The 17,565-nt window shown below is 51.9% G+C and carries 18 protein-coding genes; 14 read left to right on the forward strand and 4 right to left on the reverse strand.

Going from position 1 to position 17,565, the window contains the following annotated elements; translation table 11 throughout:
• Positions 1 to 28: 28 nt before the first annotated feature.
• The gene (locus EI42_RS07800) at positions 29 to 2,209 is read left to right on the forward strand and encodes a flippase activity-associated protein Agl23 (protein WP_111320577.1); all 2,181 of its coding nucleotides are present in this window, start codon (positions 29 to 31) and stop codon (positions 2,207 to 2,209) included.
• Between the two features lie 59 nt (positions 2,210 to 2,268).
• Here the strand turns inward: EI42_RS07800 and EI42_RS07805 are convergent, their stop codons facing one another.
• From EI42_RS07805 to EI42_RS07820, 4 genes are all read right to left on the reverse strand, one after another.
• The gene (locus EI42_RS07805; RefSeq protein ID WP_111320579.1) at positions 2,269 to 2,868 is read right to left on the reverse strand and encodes a hypothetical protein; all 600 of its coding nucleotides are present in this window, start codon (positions 2,866 to 2,868) and stop codon (positions 2,269 to 2,271) included.
• A gap of 251 nt (positions 2,869 to 3,119) precedes the next feature.
• Positions 3,120 to 4,229: an aminotransferase-like domain-containing protein gene (locus EI42_RS07810; protein WP_111320581.1), complete on the reverse strand. Its 1,110-nt coding sequence runs from the start codon at positions 4,227 to 4,229 to the stop codon at positions 3,120 to 3,122.
• Positions 4,230 to 4,313: 84 nt separating this feature from the next.
• Positions 4,314 to 5,261 carry a quinone oxidoreductase family protein gene (locus EI42_RS07815; protein ID WP_111320582.1) on the reverse strand — a complete coding sequence of 316 codons (948 nt, stop codon included), beginning with the start codon at positions 5,259 to 5,261 and terminating at the stop codon, positions 4,314 to 4,316.
• A 101-nt stretch (positions 5,262 to 5,362) separates the two neighbouring features.
• Positions 5,363 to 6,022 carry an HAD family hydrolase gene (locus EI42_RS07820; protein WP_170142445.1) on the reverse strand — a complete coding sequence of 220 codons (660 nt, stop codon included), beginning with the start codon at positions 6,020 to 6,022 and terminating at the stop codon, positions 5,363 to 5,365.
• 200 nt (positions 6,023 to 6,222) lie between these two features.
• Here EI42_RS07820 and EI42_RS07825 point away from each other — a divergent pair, with 200 nt between their 5' ends.
• From EI42_RS07825 to EI42_RS07885, 13 genes are all read left to right on the forward strand, one after another.
• A complete protein-coding gene (locus EI42_RS07825; protein WP_111320586.1) occupies positions 6,223 to 6,717 on the forward strand; it encodes a VOC family protein in 495 nt (164 codons plus the stop codon).
• 24 nt (positions 6,718 to 6,741) lie between these two features.
• On the forward strand, positions 6,742 to 7,533 hold the full coding sequence (locus EI42_RS07830; protein ID WP_111320588.1) for a helix-turn-helix domain-containing protein: 792 nt from the start codon (positions 6,742 to 6,744) through the stop codon (positions 7,531 to 7,533).
• Between the two features lie 301 nt (positions 7,534 to 7,834).
• Positions 7,835 to 8,422 carry a GtrA family protein gene (locus EI42_RS07835; protein ID WP_111320590.1) on the forward strand — a complete coding sequence of 196 codons (588 nt, stop codon included), beginning with the start codon at positions 7,835 to 7,837 and terminating at the stop codon, positions 8,420 to 8,422.
• 411 nt (positions 8,423 to 8,833) lie between these two features.
• Entirely contained in the window at positions 8,834 to 9,352 is a 519-nt protein-coding gene (gene tsaE, locus EI42_RS07840) for a tRNA (adenosine(37)-N6)-threonylcarbamoyltransferase complex ATPase subunit type 1 TsaE (RefSeq protein ID WP_111320592.1), read from the forward strand.
• 3 nt (positions 9,353 to 9,355) lie between these two features.
• Positions 9,356 to 10,186: a tRNA (adenosine(37)-N6)-threonylcarbamoyltransferase complex dimerization subunit type 1 TsaB gene (tsaB, locus tag EI42_RS07845; RefSeq protein WP_111320594.1), complete on the forward strand. Its 831-nt coding sequence runs from the start codon at positions 9,356 to 9,358 to the stop codon at positions 10,184 to 10,186.
• Positions 10,170 to 10,814, forward strand: a complete 645-nt coding sequence (gene rimI / locus EI42_RS07850; protein WP_211326072.1) for a ribosomal protein S18-alanine N-acetyltransferase — start codon at positions 10,170 to 10,172, stop codon at positions 10,812 to 10,814. Before tsaB ends, rimI begins: the two co-directional genes overlap by 17 nt.
• A 47-nt stretch (positions 10,815 to 10,861) precedes the next feature.
• The gene (gene tsaD, locus EI42_RS07855) at positions 10,862 to 12,031 is read left to right on the forward strand and encodes a tRNA (adenosine(37)-N6)-threonylcarbamoyltransferase complex transferase subunit TsaD (protein WP_111320598.1); all 1,170 of its coding nucleotides are present in this window, start codon (positions 10,862 to 10,864) and stop codon (positions 12,029 to 12,031) included.
• 8 nt (positions 12,032 to 12,039) lie between these two features.
• Positions 12,040 to 13,041, forward strand: a complete 1,002-nt coding sequence (locus EI42_RS07860) for an ROK family protein (protein ID WP_111320600.1) — start codon at positions 12,040 to 12,042, stop codon at positions 13,039 to 13,041.
• A gap of 41 nt (positions 13,042 to 13,082) precedes the next feature.
• Positions 13,083 to 13,703 (forward strand): GNAT family N-acetyltransferase, encoded by a 621-nt coding sequence (locus tag EI42_RS07865; RefSeq protein ID WP_111320602.1) that lies wholly within the window; start codon positions 13,083 to 13,085, stop codon positions 13,701 to 13,703.
• 105 nt (positions 13,704 to 13,808) lie between these two features.
• Positions 13,809 to 14,003 carry a hypothetical protein gene (locus EI42_RS07870; RefSeq protein ID WP_111320604.1) on the forward strand — a complete coding sequence of 65 codons (195 nt, stop codon included), beginning with the start codon at positions 13,809 to 13,811 and terminating at the stop codon, positions 14,001 to 14,003.
• Between the two features lie 245 nt (positions 14,004 to 14,248).
• Positions 14,249 to 15,547 carry an ABC transporter substrate-binding protein gene (locus EI42_RS07875; RefSeq protein WP_111320606.1) on the forward strand — a complete coding sequence of 433 codons (1,299 nt, stop codon included), beginning with the start codon at positions 14,249 to 14,251 and terminating at the stop codon, positions 15,545 to 15,547.
• A gap of 60 nt (positions 15,548 to 15,607) precedes the next feature.
• Positions 15,608 to 16,558, forward strand: coding sequence for a carbohydrate ABC transporter permease (locus EI42_RS07880; protein ID WP_111320608.1), 951 nt, complete (start codon positions 15,608 to 15,610; stop codon positions 16,556 to 16,558).
• A 94-nt stretch (positions 16,559 to 16,652) separates the two neighbouring features.
• Positions 16,653 to 17,531: a carbohydrate ABC transporter permease gene (locus tag EI42_RS07885; protein ID WP_111320610.1), complete on the forward strand. Its 879-nt coding sequence runs from the start codon at positions 16,653 to 16,655 to the stop codon at positions 17,529 to 17,531.
• The last annotated feature ends 34 nt before the right edge of the window (positions 17,532 to 17,565 follow it).

Below are 17,565 nucleotides of genomic sequence, written 5' to 3' on the forward strand. Positions count from 1 at the left end.
CAGTAGATGTTTTTGTGAGAGATGCATTATGGCTCAGATACGCAATAGAAGCAGCGCAGGGAAGGTGTATGGCTGGCTGCGTTTTCTCTGGCCATCGAAGCAGCGAGGAATGTGTCGGGTCGCTTTTGGCGTTGTGCTCTTGCTGGCGGCACTTCTCCGCTTCTGGGGTTTGGGTGAGAGGCCGCTGCATCATGATGAGGCGCAGCATGCCTATTTCTCCTGGATTTTTATGCATAATATTCTGGGTAGCTGGCCCTTTTGCTTTCTGGCACAGGGCAGTAATGGGGCATGTTATCGCTATGACCCGTTACTACACGGGCCTTTTCAATTCCATGTGATTGCATTGGTCTATCGCCTGTGCTCTCTTGTCGGGATACCGATTGAGGGGGCGAATAATGTTACGGCTCGTATTCCCGCTGCCCTGCTTGGAACCGCGCTCGTTGGCCTCCCATATTTTTTACGTGACCGTCTGGGCACATGGGGGGGCTGGCTGGCAAGCTTCCTGCTGGCTATTTCACCAGGTATGGTTTATTTCTCGCGCTTTACCCGCGAAGATATCTACATGGCCTTTTTTACCCTGCTTTTGATCGTGGCGATCGCACGCTATATCCGGGCGCGTGATAGGCGCTGGCTGATCTGGGCTGCGGTCGCTCTAACCCTCTCGTATGCGACAAAAGAGGCAACCTTTTTTACCATTGCGCTTCTTGGAAGCTTTGCGGGAGCAGTGATTGTTTGGGAGCTCGGTTCGGGCAGGGTGATTCGGAAGAAGGGTGCCTGGCTGCCCGAAACACTGGCGTTCCCGGCGTTGTTCCTGTATTTGCTGGTGTTTGGCAGCGTGGCACTCTGTTTTTTTGGCTGGCTCAAAGGGCTGGCTCGCTCTTTAAGTAATGTAGAGCATGTCGCACAGGCAGATGCCGTTCTGGCTGTCGTGAAGGACTGGACGACAGTGTTGCTGCTTCTGGGATTTATTGGGCTCTGTGCCTTCATGCTGTTTAAAAGGAGTCAGGGGGACAGCCAGCAAGCTCGAGTGACGCGCTTTGACCCGATTAAACAGCCCCTCTTACGGATGCTGACAACGCTGCCATGGCGTCACTGGACGGTTGCTGTTCTGACAGCCTGGATTGTCTTTGCGGTGTTATTTACCGTTCTGTTTACTAATCTGCGTACCGGGATCGGAGATGGGGTCTGGCAGGGGCTTTACTACTGGTTAAAGCAACAGGAGGTTGCACGAGGTGGACAGCCCTGGTACTACTATTTGTTGCTGATCCCATTATATGAGCAGATAGGGGTAGTGTTTGGCCTTGTGGGGCTGATCTATTGCTTGTGCCGTCCAACGCGTTTCCGGCTCTTTCTGGCATACTGGTTTGTTGGCAGCGTCTGTATCTATTCCTGGGCTGGCGAGAAGATGCCCTGGCTGATGATTCATATGGTTTTGCCGCTGTTGTTGCTGGCTGCGCTGGCAATTGCGCCGCTGGTGCGTGCGCTGGTCGGGCTCTTGCACCAGAGGAAGAAGCCGTGTGGGCGGCATATTAGCGCTTTTGGGGGGCTTGTCCTGGCCTGTATGGCGCTCATCGTGACGCTACAGAATATGTTCCAGGTGAACTATGTCCATGCTGAAGATGCGCCTCATGAGATGATGATTTATGTTCAGACAACAACTGATGTCAACGCTGTAATGAAGCAGATTGAGGCGCTGGATCGAGAATACTATCATGGGAAACATGAGATCTCGATTGCGGTGACGCGCGATGCAACCTGGCCGTTTGCCTGGTATCTGCGAAACTATAGCAATGTGGCCTTTCAGAATAGCGATGTCCATATGTGTGTGCTGCCTCGCGAGAATGCTGATGTGATGATTGCTGGCGGTCACTGTATTGGTGGGGTGCTGGCGAAGGGGAAGGGGACCTATCAGGCGCTCCGCTACTCGATGCGCCGGCAATGGGATCAGGGCTATATGCCTCCACGCTGTGTGCCGCAACAGGGAAAGACATGTGAGGAACAGCCCTATATCGGGGTTGGCCCGCTGCTCTGGTTGAGTTATGGGGACAATCCACCGCCGGGGGCGCAGTTTGATCCGATGCGTGCCGCCTGCACTATCTGGTACTGGTGGTGGGATCGTCGGGCGATCGGGAGCACTAATGGCTCATTTGATATGGTGATTCTGCTGCGAAATGATCTGGTGCAGCCGGAACGCCGGGAAGCGCGTTAGAAAAAAGCAGGGACAGGAAACGACTCCTGTCCCTTTGTGTTTGTGATAGGAGAGAAGCTTCAGGATGTATGCACTAACTGGGAGCGTTTTGCAATCATGATGGATTGCTCCAGAATAATGCTGATGGCGGGCATCAAGCGTGGTGGTGGTGACTGCTGAAAATAGAGAGAGATAGCAAGGACCAGCGGCATTGGGGCTTTATCCCGGGTGCTTGCGTTTCTGGGAGGAGGAAGGAGGGCGCTATTGCTGAGAAAATAACAGGCCCAGTGGCTCAGCCCATATTGTTCTAAGAGCGAAGCGGCGTACGGTGAAAAAAGGTCCGAGGCGGATTGCGGCATAATCCCTTTGCGCTGATGCAGGACCTGCATAACCTGTTTCTGTATTTCCTGATTGGTCAGGGCCTCGGGAAGGATAGAGGGGATGTTAGTATAGAGCGCGCGGAGCTGAAGCCGGAGGTGCTGTGGTGAGGATGTGTATGCTGACCAGAATTGAACCGCGGCAACTTCTGCGAAGTTTTGTGTGCAAGCCTGTGCTACCCACTGTAGCAGATCATCAATGTGGAAGAGATGATCCACAACCTGTTGTAGCTGTGTGACGATGGCACGCTGAATTCGGGGAATTGCAACGTGCTGAGTCTGTCCTGGAAAGATGTCGTTCATGGTTATGTACAGACCTTTCTTCGGCAATACAGCCGGTGTAAATACAGATATCTTCCCCATGTGCTTGCAGGTGTTCTTGAAGGGATGAAAGAACTGTGGAATTACTATAACATGGAATGTTCCCTTTCCACATAAAAATTTCGTTAAAAGTTCTATGAGGGGTGACAGATTGTTGTTGCAGGAGAAGTGGTAAAAGGAGAATGAAGGGGAGAGTGCAAGGGCTCACCCTCCCCTATGCTGGTTTCTTGCTCTTAACGTACCAGCTCGGCCAGACGCTTGATACCGGTTGTGATCTGCTCAGGTGTTAAGGCGCAGAATGGAAGCCGGACAAAGCGCTCGCTGGCCGAATCAGCGCCCTCGTGGAGTGGACTGGCAAAGAACGCACTCCCGTCGGTGAGTGTCAGACCTTGCTCTTTCGCACGTATGAGCAGGTTATGATAGTTGCTGTTTTCTGGCAGTGTGACACTGACAAAGAAACCGCCCTCTGGTTCCGCGAACGCCACATTCGGGAAGGAAGCCTTGAGTGCGTCAATCATCGCGGCAAGACGTGGGGCGTAGAGCCGCTTGAGATACTCAAGGTTGGTCTCAAAGTGACCGCGTTTATGGAACTCGTAGACGGCGGCCTGTGAAGGCAAAACCGGAGCCAGAATGGTATCTTCGGCCAGGGCGGTAAGCTGCTTGATAAAATCCAGGGGCCCGATTACATATCCAACGCGGAGACCCGGGCTAATCAGTTTGCTGTAGGAACTGATGGTTAGCGTTCGTTCAGGTACGAGTTCGCGCAGAAGTGGCGCTGACGAGCCCGAATAGCGGAGCTGGCGATAAGGAATATCCTCAAGTAACCAGAAGCCGTAGCGCTGTGCCAGTTCGGCCAACTTTTGCCGTTTTTCCGCCGAAGTAGTCACGCCTGCCGGGTTCTGAAAATCGGGAACCAGATAGAGAAAGCGGGGTGTGTAGCGGGTCAGGGCCTCCTCTAATTGCGTGGTGTCGATGCCGTCAAGTTCAAGTGGAATGCCGATGACTTTTGCACCGCGCCGACGAAAGGTTTTAATGGCGCGATCATAGCTCGGCTGCTCGGTAAAAACAATGTCTCCGGGTTGGATCAACAGGGCTGAGATCAAATCCTGTAGGTGCAACGAGCCATTACCGATAAGGACCTGATCTGGAGAAACGCCGTATTGCTCACCGAGAAGCTGGCGCAGAGGAAGATAGCCGCCATTGTGCCCATATTGCAGCACAGTTTTGCCCGCGGGGCTTTCCAGGACGGCCTGCATACACTCGCTGAGGAGTTCTGTCGGCAGGGCCTCGGTGGCAGGAACGCCGCGAGTAAATAGGATGTGGTCGCTGACGGTTGGTTGCATTGAGATCGAAACTCCTTAACTGAATGTCCTTACAAAGGAGAAAGGGAAGAGGCAATGTGCTCTTTCCCTCTCAAATAATACGATTCAGGAGTGAAGCAAGACAAGCTTTCCCTGTATCTTGCCCGAGGCCAGGACACGGTGCGCCTCGGCTGCCTGCTCGATCGGGAAGGTGCGGGCAATACAGGGATTGATCGCTTTCCTGGCGATAAGCTGAAGCACATGTTCTTCATTCGCGGGGGCTGTATGAACCTGACTGCCACCGATGACCGTAACCCGCTTGAGTCGCCAGGATTGCGTATCAACGGTGCATTGCTGGCCGCCCAGGTTGCCGATAAGAACGACGCGCCCATCGAGTGCACAGGCGTCCAGGCTAGTCTGAAGCGTTGCACCTACCAACTCTATCACGAGATGGACGCCCCCTGCTTTTTGCAGCGTGGCGGCAACGTCCTGCTCATGATAGTTGATTACCAGATCGGCTCCGAGTTGCTGTATCTTCTCCGCTCGCTCGGCTGAACTGGATGTCGTTGCGACCCAGGCGCCCGCGTTTTTGGCAAGCTGAATGGCGATTGTACCGACGCCGCTGGAACCTGCCCAGATCAGCACACGTTCACCTTGCTGTAATTTACCCAGATCAAAGAGTGCTCCCCAGGCGGTTGAGGCTGCCAGCCCGGCTGCTGCTGCCTGCTCAAAGCTGACTCCCTCAGGAATGCGCACCAGATCCGTGGCCGGTACGGCAAGCTTGCTTGCATAGCCGCCACCGCCTTTCGCCTGCGATGCGCGGGTTGTCAGGACGCGTTCGCCCGCACGGAAGCCGTTCGCGTCCTGAAGCACGATGCCCGCCGCTTCCAGACCGGGAGTGAAGGGAAGCTGAGGCACCGGACGGCTGCCCGCGCGCTGGAAGAGGTCCAGTCGGTTGACTGTGCTTGCTTTCACTTCTACAAGGACATCATCAGGGCCGGGAACGGGATCGGGTACCTCCACAAGGTGAAGGACATCGGGATCTCCGTATTGAGTAAAGAGTGCTGCTTTCATAAGCAGAAAGAACCACCTTTCCACTGAGTACCTGAAGAGTTTGTTTTGAGTGTAGAATAAGCGAATTTGTATTATTGTACATCATCAGCTGAATCGTTTTCTCATCGCTTTGCCCCTTCTTGAGTGGCTGTATTCGCTTCTAGCCAGCGCAGGAAATCACTGGTACTGGTAAAGCTGGTCTGGGCATTTTCAGGCTTGATTGTATGTGTTGTGGCCCAACAAGCACCAACTGGAAGCACACCCGCCGCCTGGGCCTCAAGCATATCATAATCCGCATCACCCACATAGATAGCGTCTTCCGGGGCGAGCTGCCATTTCTGTAAGATCTCTTCAATCGCTCGCATTTTAACGACACCCTCAGGCTTTCCAACCTCAATCACGTCAAAGTAGTGGGTGATCCCGAGATAATCGAGTGAATAGGCTGCTGAATGTGGGCCCTTGCCTGTTACCAGGGCCATCGGAATGCCGCGCTGCTGAAGTAGTTGTAGCGCCTGAGGAATACCGGCAAACGGCTGCGGGCAGGCATCATGATGCTTTCGATACGCTTTGAGAAAAATCTGTAAAGCCTCTTCCCAGTGAGCGGGCATAGCACGCTGAAAAATGCCTTCTTCGCTTGGTCCAAACATCGCCACCACCTCATCATCAGTCGGGACATGCGCGTTCATCGCGCGAAATGTATCTTGAAATGCCAGCACACAGACCGGAATGGTGTTGGCAATAGTTCCATCAAAGTCGAAAAGGACACCTTTAATGCTCATCATTCTACTCCCGAAAATAGATTTATATGCTTCAAATATTATAAAATGTCGTACTCTCCTGTGAGGAGCAGACGCATCCTTCTGCATTGTTAAGGGGGATATGTCTGTGATTATAACACACCTCGGCGGCACCAATTTTTAAAATTAGAACATATGTTCTATAGAAGAACTGGTGGGCAATTGGAATAGAAGGACAGGAGAACATGGAGTTTGTTCGCATAGCTATCCAGGGTTATGGGCTTATGAAACTGGCAACACGATTATCGATGGTGGCAATCCTGGTAAACGACCAGGATGAAGCGCTAAGATTTTATACCGAGAAGTTAGGTTTGGAGAAGTGTCTTGATGTGACGTACGCGCCGGGTATGCGCTTGCTGACGGTGGTATCACGCGGGCATGTGAGGCCTCAAATCGCGCTGGCAAGACCGGAAGTAACATTACATGGCTCAGAGCGTGTTCGTCAGGTGATGCAGCAGGTAGGAAGAGGCGTTCCCTGGGTGTTCGCAACAGGTGATTGTCACAGGATGTACGATACCCTGCGCGAGCGGGGAGTTGCGTTTTTGCATGAGCCTGTGCGTTTGCTCTATGGTGTTGAAGCCGTGTTCGTGGATCCGTTCGGGAATATCTTTTCTCTGCTTGAGCCCGCGCCAGAGGCTCAGGCATTATGTGAGAGTCGTTGTATAGGTCTGGCTGCATAGGAGTTTGTGGAGGGCTGTAATTGTATGGCACATATGATAGAGATTCCTCAAAGGAGACGAGGAAGACAGATTGCTGAAGAGCTGCACAGAAGCACCATTGAACAGGTCATTCTCACGATGAAGAATCGCTTACATGAGCCGCTCTCGCTGGATGAAATGGCTGATATGGCCTGTCTAAGTCCATACTATTTTAATCGGCTGTTTCATCGGCATATCGGCGTGCCCCCGATTGAGTTCCTGGCAGCCTGGCGACTGGAGCAGGCAAAACGCCTCTTACTGACAACAGATCTTTCTGTGACTGATATCTGCTTTGAGGTTGGTTATGTTGGGCTTGGCTCATTTATTACACGCTTTACGCAGGCAGTTGGCGTCTCACCCGGGAACTTACGCAAGATCATGCAGGCCGAAAAATTTGCGCGGCCTGAGATCCCGGACGAAGAGGGGAGGCGTATCACGTTGCCAGGGCTGCATGGCACCATTCTGGCTCCTGATACTCAGAAGCGTATCACTCACGTCGGCTTATTTACCAAACCGATTCCCCAGGCAAGGCCGGTTCGTTGTACTGTTGCCGATGCCTATGGCTCCTTTTTGATCGATGATATTCCGCCGGGAACCTATTATGTGCTGGCTGCCTCTTTGCCTGAGACCGCCAATCCCGCGTATTTTGTCTTGCCGGGTGAACAGTTGCTGGTTGGTATGGCTGGCCCGATTACGGTGAGGCCGGGTGAGCTGGTACAGGGGATTTCATTGTTCCTTCGTGCAACACAGGTAACGGACCCGCCATTGCTGTTGGCATTGCCCGTTATGCGAGCATAGAACCGAGGCTTTTCTCTATGACTTTTGGGTGACAGGATCGAATCGCTATGGTCTGGCTGTTTCCCTTTATGAACAATCTGGCTATGTGACTGAATATGAAACGCAATGACATGGAAGGGTGTGGAAAAAAGAGAAGCTTTTCCGCACCGCTTTTTTTTGCTGTGATGGAGTAGTTGTGGATAGTCCTACCCCGAGAATAAGACATTTAGGTACCGCGTTACCTTGAGCCATAATAGACCGTCTAGCATTCGTGAACAGAACATCCTGTGCAACAAAAATTATAGAAAAATTGGAGAAGAGTATGTCATTGAGTCAATTGGAGGAAGTCCCTGTAGCGTCACTTGCTGTAGAGGAAGAAGCCTCAATCGCTGCTCCTGTTCGTCAACCCAGTTATCAGCCATATAAGTGGCAATTTCTCAATCGTGTTCTTGATATTGTGGATGGTATTACTCGGGGGAAGGCAGGTCTTCTTCAGCGTCTGACGACATTTCTTTTCATTGGTGGTCTGGGAGCCCTGGTCAATCTTGCTGTCTACTATCTTGTGTTTAATGTAATCGGTTGGCCTGCACAGGAATTTGTCCGTATGGTTCTGGCCTGGGCGCTGGCAACCGAGATTTCTTTGATGGCGAACTTTATCGCGAACGATCTTGTCACATTCCGTAATCTGCCGGGCCATGAACGAGCGTGGTGGCAGCGCTGCGTCCGTTTCCATGTAACCTCTCTGAGTGGGAGTGTCCTGACCTTTCTCATCCAGAGTTCACTCAGTACATTTGCACACATCACACCAATCGTTGCACAGGCGATTGCTCTGGTTATTGTCACATTCTATAATTTCTCTATACACCACATCTTTACCTATCGCGAGGCAAAATTAAAGCCAGCCAAATAGAACAGCGAAAATGCTTTAAGCCCAATAGAATGCAGAGGTATAAGCCGAAAGAAGCAAAACACCTGATATAGAGGAGATGGAAGAGGGGCAGTATTTTCAAGAACTGGATAACCCTGATGAAGTCAGGTGGTTGTATCAACCGGATACATCAAGACACCTGGAAAGAGAACGAAAGACGACGGAATCACTGCCAGTGGTTTCTGTCGTTCTTTCATTTGAAACAGGTGCGAGCGTCTCTTGTTGGTGAATGGTATAATGGTCAGTACCGTCGCGTCTTGTGGAGGTAGAGCCTGGCCTTTTTTGGCGATCCGTTTATTGTCGATGGTATGCAGCAAGTGGTAATATGCTTACAGTAACACGCTTTGCAGCAGAAGAAACAGGCAAGAAAGGAAGCCCAAGAGGCTGTTTGTAATGGTGACCGGACAGTTGCAGAAGGAAACATTGACATACATCAGCAAGAGCGCTGAAGAGACACAGCGATCAGGTGAGCGGTTGGGGACGTTGTTGCAAGGGGGCGAACTGATCCTGTTTGAGGGAACGTTAGGGACTGGTAAGACGACGTTTACCCAGGGGATTGCCCGGGGATTAGGGATCACAACCAATATCAGTAGCCCGACCTTTACCTTGCTCAAAGAGTATCCCGGTCAGCCGCGGGAAGCCTCTGGCGGAAAAAAAGGTCCCGCCCTCTATCACTTTGATCTCTACCGCCTTGACGATCCAGAAGAGATATTTGATCTTGGCTTTGACGACTACTTTTACGGCTCGGGTGTCTGTGTCGTAGAGTGGGCAGGGAACGCGCAAGGACACTGGCCTACAGAGTGTTTGTATATTCGACTAAGTGTATTAGGTGAAACGGAGCGCGAGCTAGCGTTCACTGCTATCGGCGAACGTTATCGCGAATTACTTCAACAATTCAAGAAAAGCATTTGATCTATGCTATTACTCGCTTTTGATACATCAACACGCCAATCCAGCATTGCTCTCTGTTCCGACGATACTGTTTTCTATGAGTATACCTGGAACACCGGGGGCAATCACAGCGTAGAGTTGTTAGAGAACATGCAGCGGCTGCTTACCGCATGTGGCAGATCATTTCAGGAGTTGGATGGCATCGCGGTTGCGACCGGACCGGGCTCCTTTAATGGCGCTCGGGTGGCCGTCGCAACAGCAAAGGCGCTGGCCTTCTCATTACAGAAGCCATTGATTGGTGTGGGCACGCTTGATCTGCTTGCGTTTCAGCAGCAACAGTGGCGTGGGGTCATTTGTGCTGTCCTGGAAGCAGGCCGTACCGAGCTCTATAGCGCCTGTTTTCGCGCAGCATGGGTGCAGGATGAACAGGGAAACCTCATTCCGCAGCTTGAGCGGATAAGCGATTATTTCCTTCTGCCTGTCGACGAACTGGGACAGCGGGTCCAGGAACTCCTTGCAGAGAACGAGGTGCTCGCTCCTGCGTTGTTCTGTGGAGAGATCAAGTCTGCAACGCGTCAACGCCTGTATGCTCAGTTGCAGGAAAAAGCCGTTTTTCTTCCCGCCCTGCGGACGACGCGGCATGCCTCGGCTCTGGCTGCTCTGGCGTTGCCTCGATTGCTGGCGGGAAAGATTGAAGATCCTCTGACGCTCGAACCTTTTTATATGCGGCGTCCGTCTATTACAAAGAGTACCCGCAAACGCCCGTTACTTGGCGGGTTAGAAGTGGCAGAGAGCGAACAGCAACAGAGAGATACTCAGCAAACAGAAAGGGAAGAGGGTGCGTTACGTCATTGATCGCATGACGATGCCGGATGTACCTCGTGTCATCGAGATAGAGCGTCTGGCCTATCCGTCAACATGGCCGCCCAGTGCCTACCGTAAGGAATTACAGGACAATCGATGGGCACATTATATCGTGCTGCGTGATACGCAGATTCTTACTGAGATGCGTCTTGCCGGGGAACAGCAAGAGCAAGAAAAGCCGCGTAAAAACCGTCTCTTTCCCCTTTCGCTCCTGACAAGTCGCCCCTCGGTCTCACAGCTCTCACCAGAGCTTGCCTCAATTGTTGGTTTTGCCGGGCTCTGGTTGATGGTTGATGAGGCTCATGTCACCACGATTGCCATGCATCCCGATTATCGTCGGCGGGGCCTGGGCGAACTCCTCCTTGTGAGCCTGATCGATATTGCGTATGAGATTGGCGCACGCTGGGTAACATTGGAGGTTCGGGTCTCGAATTATCCCGCCCAGAGTCTGTACCGCAAGTATGGTTTCCGCGAGGCCGGGGTTCGGCATCGCTACTACAGCGATAATCAGGAAGATGCGCTGATTATGTGGACAGATGAAATTCATTCTCCTGAATATAAACAGAAATATACCGCTTTAAGGACTGCGCTGATGCAAAAGCTGGAGGCTCAGGGCTAAAAGAGCGCAGCAGGAAGCCTGATATAAAGACAGTGGAAAAGAAGCGTATGCTGGTACTTGGAATTGAAAGCTCTTGTGATGAGACCGGGGCCGCAATCATTCAGGATGGACGGTATTTACGCTCCAATGTGGTTGCCTCTCAAATTGAGATCCACAACCGCTACGGAGGCGTCGTGCCTGAGGTGGCCTCGCGTCAGCAACTGGCGTCGATTATTCCTGTCATTGAGACGGCAATGGAGCAGGCCGGGTGTGACTGGAAAGATATTAGCGCAGTTGCCGCGACGTATGGACCGGGCCTGGCCGGTTCGCTGCTTGTTGGCCTGACGGTCGGAAAAACCCTCGCGCTGGCTCAAGATCTTCCTTTTCTTGGTGTCAATCACCTCGAAGCGCACATTTATGCCAACTGGTTGCGCAAAGGAGAGGAGCCGCAGCCAGTTGCGGATTGGCGCTATCAGCCCGGTGATCCGGTTTTCCCGCTCCTCTGCTTGATTATCTCGGGAGCACATAGCGAACTGGTATTGGTGCGTGAGCATGGACATTATGAGCTTCTTGGACAGACTCGTGATGATGCTGCCGGTGAAGCCTTTGACAAGGTAGCCCGCATCCTCGGCCTGGGATATCCTGGAGGCCCCGCCATTCAGAAGGCGGCGGAACAGGCTGAAGAGGAGATGCGTCGTCAGAACAGACCGATTCGTGATGCTCGCAAGGCGTATCGCATGCCGCGGGCCTGGCTTCGGGGCACCTATGATTTCAGCTTTAGCGGCTTAAAAACGGCCATGTTGCATCTTGCGGAAGGTGTCACTAATACGCCGCCCGAGACGCGACCCAGTGTCACCACAAAGCAGATCAGTCGCTATGCGCGCATGGGAGCGCATGCCGCACAACAGGGGGCTCCTGACGTGGGACTCCTGGCAGCAGGTTTTCAGGAGGCGGTGGTTGATGTGTTGGCAGTCAAAACGCGCTGGGCCGCTGAAGAGTACCAGGTCAAGCAGGTTGTGCTGGCTGGAGGTGTTGCTGCGAATACTCGTCTGCGAGAGAGACTCAGCGAAGAGCTTACGCCGCTTCAGCTTCCGCTGAGCTATCCGCCGATCGAGTTCTGTACAGATAACGCAGCAATGATTGCAAGTGCGGCATATTTTCATCTTTGCCGGGGAGAGCGGCATCAGCTTGATATCGATGTGGTGCCCGGTTTAAGTCTACCTTTTGTTGAGAAGTGAGAACAATCATGGCGAAACAGAAAGCATTTGCTCTGGGTATTGACCTGGGAGGGACAAAAACACTGGCGGCAGTCATCGATGTGATGACCGGCAATGTGATTGCCTCGGCGCGTAAGCGTACACGTGCTGAACGCGGAGCCGATTTTGTGGTACAGAGGGTGGGGGAACTGGCTGGTGCGGCTCTGGAAGAGGCAGGTATTGGTAGTTCGCAGAAGCTGGTCGCGATCGGCGTGGGCGCTGCCGGAACTATTGACCGCAAGGCTGGCAAGATCATCAACGCACCAAATCTAGGTGTGCGTGATCTGGCGATTGGCAATGTGCTGGCAAAGAAGTTCAATGTCCCCGTTTCGGTTGGCAATGATGTCGAAGTGGCAGCTCTTGGTGAGTATCTCTATGGCGCGGGTAAAGGCTATGACAACTTTGTGTGCGTCTTTATCGGGACCGGTATTGGCTCGGGCATTGTGCGCGAGGGCAAAATGTATACTGGAGCTACCGGGACCGCCGGAGAGGTTGGTCATATGGTGGTAGATGCCTTCGGGCGTATCTGTGGTTGTGGGGCTCGGGGCTGCCTGGAAGCCTATGCCTCGCGAACCGCGATTACCCGGGCTATCATGGCCGAAATTCATCATGGACGCTCTTCTGTGCTGGCTGAAGATGCTCAAAAACAACTCAAGCAGGGTGATACCATTATCCGTTCTGGTATTCTGGCGGATGCCATTCAGAAGAAGGATGAGCTGACCATTGAGATTGTCAAAGAGGCGGGTGAGTATCTGGGGATAGCGCTCGGCGGGGTGATGAACTTCTATAACCCGGAGTGTATTGTGCTTGGAGGAGGTGTTATTGAAGCGATCGATCTGCTGTATAACACGGCTGTGCGACGCGCGTATATCTCCGCTCTACCGGGCCCGGTACGTAAAACGCCGATTCATAAGGCCAAGCTTGGAGATTTCTCCGGCGTGGTTGGTGCGGCCTGTCTGGCTGCTCAGGCTGCTGGCTATACCATTCCCTGAAAGTGTCCGGTATCTGAAAAGAAGAAAGCGGGGCGAGTCCTATGGACGAAGGAACTCCACTCATTGAGGTGAGGTCTATAAGTGTCGAAGATGCTTCAGCCCTGTATCAACTGGACTACGATTATGAAACGGATCGAGTCTATACCTTGCGGGTAAAAAACAGGCTTGAGCACGAGGCTGATGAGAACGGGGTGACTAATGGCATTGCTTTTGCCTTTGAGCTGCAGGAAACGCCGGTTGATCCCCCGATTTATCGCGACTTGAGCCAGCGCAGTTTTTTATATGGCGATCCGGTGGCGAAGTTGCGCTCTATCGAGGGTGGCTATGTTGCCCTGGCCAATGGAAAAGTCGCGGGTGGCGTGCTGCTGAACGTCGAAGAGACACGCTCGATTGTTCGCATTGTGGAGCTGATTGTCGGACGGCAATACAGGCGCTATGGCATCGGGTCCCTGTTGCTCCGCTGTGCCGCTGATTGGGCGCGGAAGCGTGATTGTTGGGCTGTTGTGCTGGAAACTCAGAATACCAATTTTCCAGCGATTCAGTTCTATTTACGGAATGGACTGGAAATATGGGGGATGCATCAGCACTTTTATCCACCTGGCTCCTGTGCACACGAGATTGCTCTTTTTATGGGAATGCGTATTTCTGCCCCTTCTGAGTAATACTGGAAATCAGAGAAAGCGATAACCACTGAGTGGTTATCGCCTTTGCTTTTTTGGGAACAGAATATATGGGTAATGAGTCGTATTTACTGATCGGGAAATAGCATGAGTAATCATATTATTGGAGGGGATTCAAGAAAAAGTATTTTTTATAAAAAAAGGAAAAATCAACCAAAGGCTTTGATGGCAAATGTCGGGGGAAACGCGTGCTCGGTGGCGCTGAAAGAAGAGAATGAAGATTTTATAGAGGTAATTAGGGTAGCTATCAGAGAAAACTCAGGTGTTTTGCATGCAAAATAGATTTATGTTAATATAAAATCGTGGTTCTCAGAGAGTGTAAAAGCCTGGTGGGTTTCTTCACAGTGTTGGCTTCACACTATATTTAGTCAGACTAATTGTGAAAAATAGAAGAGAGAACTTCTATTGTCTGACATGGCTTATTGCGGAAGCAATTCTGCAAATGAGCCATTCTTTTTTCTTTGCACAAAGAGGAGGTTCGCGTGAATAGCCAAAGGCGCTTGTTCACGCCATCAAGAGTAATTTTGATGGCGGTTGTGTTACTACCGCTTCTGCTATCCGCCTGTAGTAATCGAGGTGCTAATCCGCATGAAGTCGTGTATTGGAATATTTTCAATGATGATGTTTCAGGTAAGGCGGTACAGGCCGTAGTTGATAGCTTTAACAAACAGAACCCTGACTTACATGTCAAAATGGTTCCTGTTCCCCCCAATATATCCAACTCGAATGTGACCACACTGATCACGGCGGTTCGTGGTGGAACCGGGCCGGATGTGTATTTCCTCGATCGCTTTACTGTGAACCAATATGCGTCGATTGGTTTGCTGGAAGATCTGAACCCCTGGGTCTCCAAAGAGAAAGAGAAGCTTGCCGATCAATTCCAGCCCTTCGCATGGAATGAAGTGCTAATGCAAGGGCATCCGTATGCATTGCCGCTGAATGCTGATGCGCGTGCTCTCTTCTATAACAAGTCGGTGTTGCGTGATGCTGGCATTGATCCCGAGATCCTGGACCCCAAGAATGGCCCGATTACGATTGATGAATTGAAGGCGCTGGCAACGAAGATCAATAAGGTGGGACCGGATGGGAACTATGAGCGTTTGGGCATGGTTCCGTATATTGGTGAGGCCTCCCATACCACCTGGGGGATGATCTATGGCGCGAAATTCTTTGATGATCGGTCATGTAAAATCACTCCGACTGAGCCCGCGATGCTGAATGCCATGAATATGGTTTACGACTGGGTGAAGGAACTTAATCCCTCGAAAGTGGCTACTTTTGTGGATAGCTATGTCTCGAACCCGAGTATGACCCCGGCTCAAGACCCCTTTATGAACGGGAAGCTTGGCTTCAAGATTGACGGCGACTGGGCTCTTGCCAGCATTGCCAAATACAAGCCCAATCTGGATTATGGTGTGACCTATCTGCCGGTTCCTGACAAGTCAAAGGCTCCTGCTACATGGTCTGGTGGGTTCTCACTGGTCATCCCGAAAAACGCAAAGAACCCGGATGGCGCGTATCGTTTTATGCGCTACTTTACCGGTCCTGAGGGTCAGAAGATTTTCGCCCAGGGCTTTGGAAGCATGCCTACACTCAAGTCTCTGATGAATGACAAGACGCTCTTCAGTGGGAAGCGTGCATTCTTCAGCGAACTGCTCAAATACTCTCATAGCCGCGTGCCTCTGCCAGTTAGCGCCACTCTGTGGGATGAGCTGACCTCGGCTCAGGAAAAGGTGCAATACAACATCGGTACCCCTGAAGAGGCTCTGCAAAGTGTCTATCGGCGTGTACAGCCGCAGCTCGAACAGTATTGTCCCTTGAAGTAAGCATGGCGATCGCTCGCATTCTGCAAACCAAGATGCGTGCGTGTGAAGGAGAGATGAGGAATGGTTACAGCGAAAGATGCGAATGAGGTAACCGGTACAAAACGTGCTGCGACGAAGCGGCCTGCATTGTCCCGTCAGGATCGAAAGAATCTGATAAAGGGCATCCTCTTTATCAGCCCGTGGGTTATCGGTTTTCTGGTCTTTACCCTCTGGCCCTCGATCTATGTTCTGATTCTGAGCTTTACCCGGTATTCCGGGCTAGGCGCCCCGGTCTGGCTTGGGTTACAGAACTATCAGCGCTTGCTTGTCGATGATCTGTTCTGGAAATCACTTGGAAATACCTTCTTTTACTGTTTACTGGCGGTGCCTATCGGTGCGGTTGTCGCTATTGTGATGGCGCTTGCCATGAATCGCAGCGTTCGTGAGATAGCGGTGTATCGCGCGATTTTCTATCTGCCGTCGATCCTGCCTGCCTTCGCGATGTCGTTTATCGTGATGGCCCTGATCAGTCCGCAGTATGGCCTTGTAAGCTGGGTGCTCTCGCTCTTTGGTGTGCCTAAGACCAGCTATTTGAGCGATCCCTGGGGTGCGAAAATCGTGATTGTGGCGATGGCGCAGCTTGGAGCAGGGAACGCGGCCCTGATCTTCCTGGCTGGCTTGAAAGGTATTCCTGAGACGCTCTATGAGGCTGCCCGACTTGATGGGGCGGGACCGGTGCGTCGTTTCTTCAATATTACATTACCGCTGATTTCACCTATTGTCCTGTTTAACTTAATCACCGGTATTAGCTCAGGCCTTCAGGTCTTCACACAGGCGTATATCATGACCAATGGCGGACCAAACAACGAGACGCTTTTCTATATGCTCTATCTCTATAAAAATGCCTTCTCGTATGCGCAGTTCGGGTATGCCTCCGCGCTCTCGATCGTACTGTTTGTTATCGGTCTGATCATGGCTCTTATTACGTATGTCGTCTCAAAGCGCTTTGTGACCTATGATCTGGTGAGTTAAGCATGAGCGAGATGAAAACGGAAGAAACCGGAAAGATGAGTAGACGAAATGCTGCTGCGAAGGCAGTTGATATGGAAGCGAAGGAGGCTCAACGATGAGCGCTGTGCTATCTGAGGCTCCCCGGGTTGGAGCGAGCAAACGGCGTGTAACGTTTAAGAAGGTGCTGGACAACGTCGGAGTACGTATTCTCCTGATCGTTATGTCCATTCTGTTCCTGATCCCACTGTACTGGACCGTGGTCACGGCGCTGAAACAAGATCAGGAACTGGCGGTCTATCCGCCGACACTGATACCCCATGTCTGGGCATGGGAAAACTTCAGTAAAGCGCTGGATATTATGCCCTATGGCACCTATTTCATGAACTCGGTGCTTATCACCAGTCTGAATATTATCGGGGCGCTGATCTCTGGTATGCTTGTGGCGTATGGCTTTGCCTGTATCAACTGGCCAGGTCGCGATAAGGTGTTTTATGTTGTGCTGGCGACTATCTTTTTGCCGACGCCTATTACCCTGATCCCGTTGTTTGATATGTTTGCTTCATTGGGATGGGTCAATACCTATCTGCCGCTGGTGGTCCCGGCCTTCTTCGGCAGCTCATTTAACGTGTTTCTGCTGCGTCAGTTCCTGTTGCAGATCCCGCGGGAGATGATGGAAGCGGCTCGCATTGATGGAGCGAACGAGCTCCAGATCCTTTTCAGAGTAGTTTTCCCGATGGCGCGTCCTGCGTTGGCGGTGGTGGCTATTCTGGTCGGTATCGGGGTCTGGAACGACTTTATGGGACCATTGATCTACATTCAGGATGATTCACTGCGCCCGCTGGCAATCGGACTTCAGTTCTTCCAGTCGGCCCACGATATCCAGTATAACCTGTTGATGGCGGCCTCTCTGATGGTGCTTGTGCCAGTGATTATCTTCTTCCTGTTCTTCCAGCGTCACTTTATTAAGGGCGTGGTTGTTGGCAGTATCAAATAAACCGGCCAAAAAAGATCGGAGCCTCGCAAAGAGG

The sequence above is a fragment of the Thermosporothrix hazakensis genome (assembly GCF_003253565.1).
Classification (GTDB): Bacteria; Chloroflexota; Ktedonobacteria; order Ktedonobacterales; family Ktedonobacteraceae; genus Thermosporothrix; species Thermosporothrix hazakensis.

Bases quoted from the DNA above. Each gene is read 5' to 3' on its own strand.
- EI42_RS07800 (WP_111320577.1), top strand. From the start codon at position 29: ATGGCTCAGATACGCAATAGAAGCAGCGCAGGGAAGGTGTATGGCTGG.
- EI42_RS07805 (WP_111320579.1), bottom strand. From the start codon at position 2,868: ATGAACGACATCTTTCCAGGACAGACTCAGCACGTTGCAATTCCCCGA.
- EI42_RS07810 (WP_111320581.1), bottom strand. From the start codon at position 4,229: ATGCAACCAACCGTCAGCGACCACATCCTATTTACTCGCGGCGTTCCT.
- EI42_RS07815 (WP_111320582.1), bottom strand. From the start codon at position 5,261: ATGAAAGCAGCACTCTTTACTCAATACGGAGATCCCGATGTCCTTCAC.
- EI42_RS07820 (WP_170142445.1), bottom strand. From the start codon at position 6,022: ATGATGAGCATTAAAGGTGTCCTTTTCGACTTTGATGGAACTATTGCC.
- EI42_RS07825 (WP_111320586.1), top strand. From the start codon at position 6,223: ATGGAGTTTGTTCGCATAGCTATCCAGGGTTATGGGCTTATGAAACTG.
- EI42_RS07830 (WP_111320588.1), top strand. From the start codon at position 6,742: ATGGCACATATGATAGAGATTCCTCAAAGGAGACGAGGAAGACAGATT.
- EI42_RS07835 (WP_111320590.1), top strand. From the start codon at position 7,835: ATGTCATTGAGTCAATTGGAGGAAGTCCCTGTAGCGTCACTTGCTGTA.
- tsaE (WP_111320592.1), top strand. From the start codon at position 8,834: ATGGTGACCGGACAGTTGCAGAAGGAAACATTGACATACATCAGCAAG.
- tsaB (WP_111320594.1), top strand. From the start codon at position 9,356: ATGCTATTACTCGCTTTTGATACATCAACACGCCAATCCAGCATTGCT.
- tsaD (WP_111320598.1), top strand. From the start codon at position 10,862: ATGCTGGTACTTGGAATTGAAAGCTCTTGTGATGAGACCGGGGCCGCA.
- EI42_RS07860 (WP_111320600.1), top strand. From the start codon at position 12,040: ATGGCGAAACAGAAAGCATTTGCTCTGGGTATTGACCTGGGAGGGACA.
- EI42_RS07865 (WP_111320602.1), top strand. From the start codon at position 13,083: ATGGACGAAGGAACTCCACTCATTGAGGTGAGGTCTATAAGTGTCGAA.
- EI42_RS07870 (WP_111320604.1), top strand. From the start codon at position 13,809: ATGAGTAATCATATTATTGGAGGGGATTCAAGAAAAAGTATTTTTTAT.
- EI42_RS07875 (WP_111320606.1), top strand. From the start codon at position 14,249: ATGGCGGTTGTGTTACTACCGCTTCTGCTATCCGCCTGTAGTAATCGA.
- EI42_RS07880 (WP_111320608.1), top strand. From the start codon at position 15,608: ATGGTTACAGCGAAAGATGCGAATGAGGTAACCGGTACAAAACGTGCT.
- EI42_RS07885 (WP_111320610.1), top strand. From the start codon at position 16,653: ATGAGCGCTGTGCTATCTGAGGCTCCCCGGGTTGGAGCGAGCAAACGG.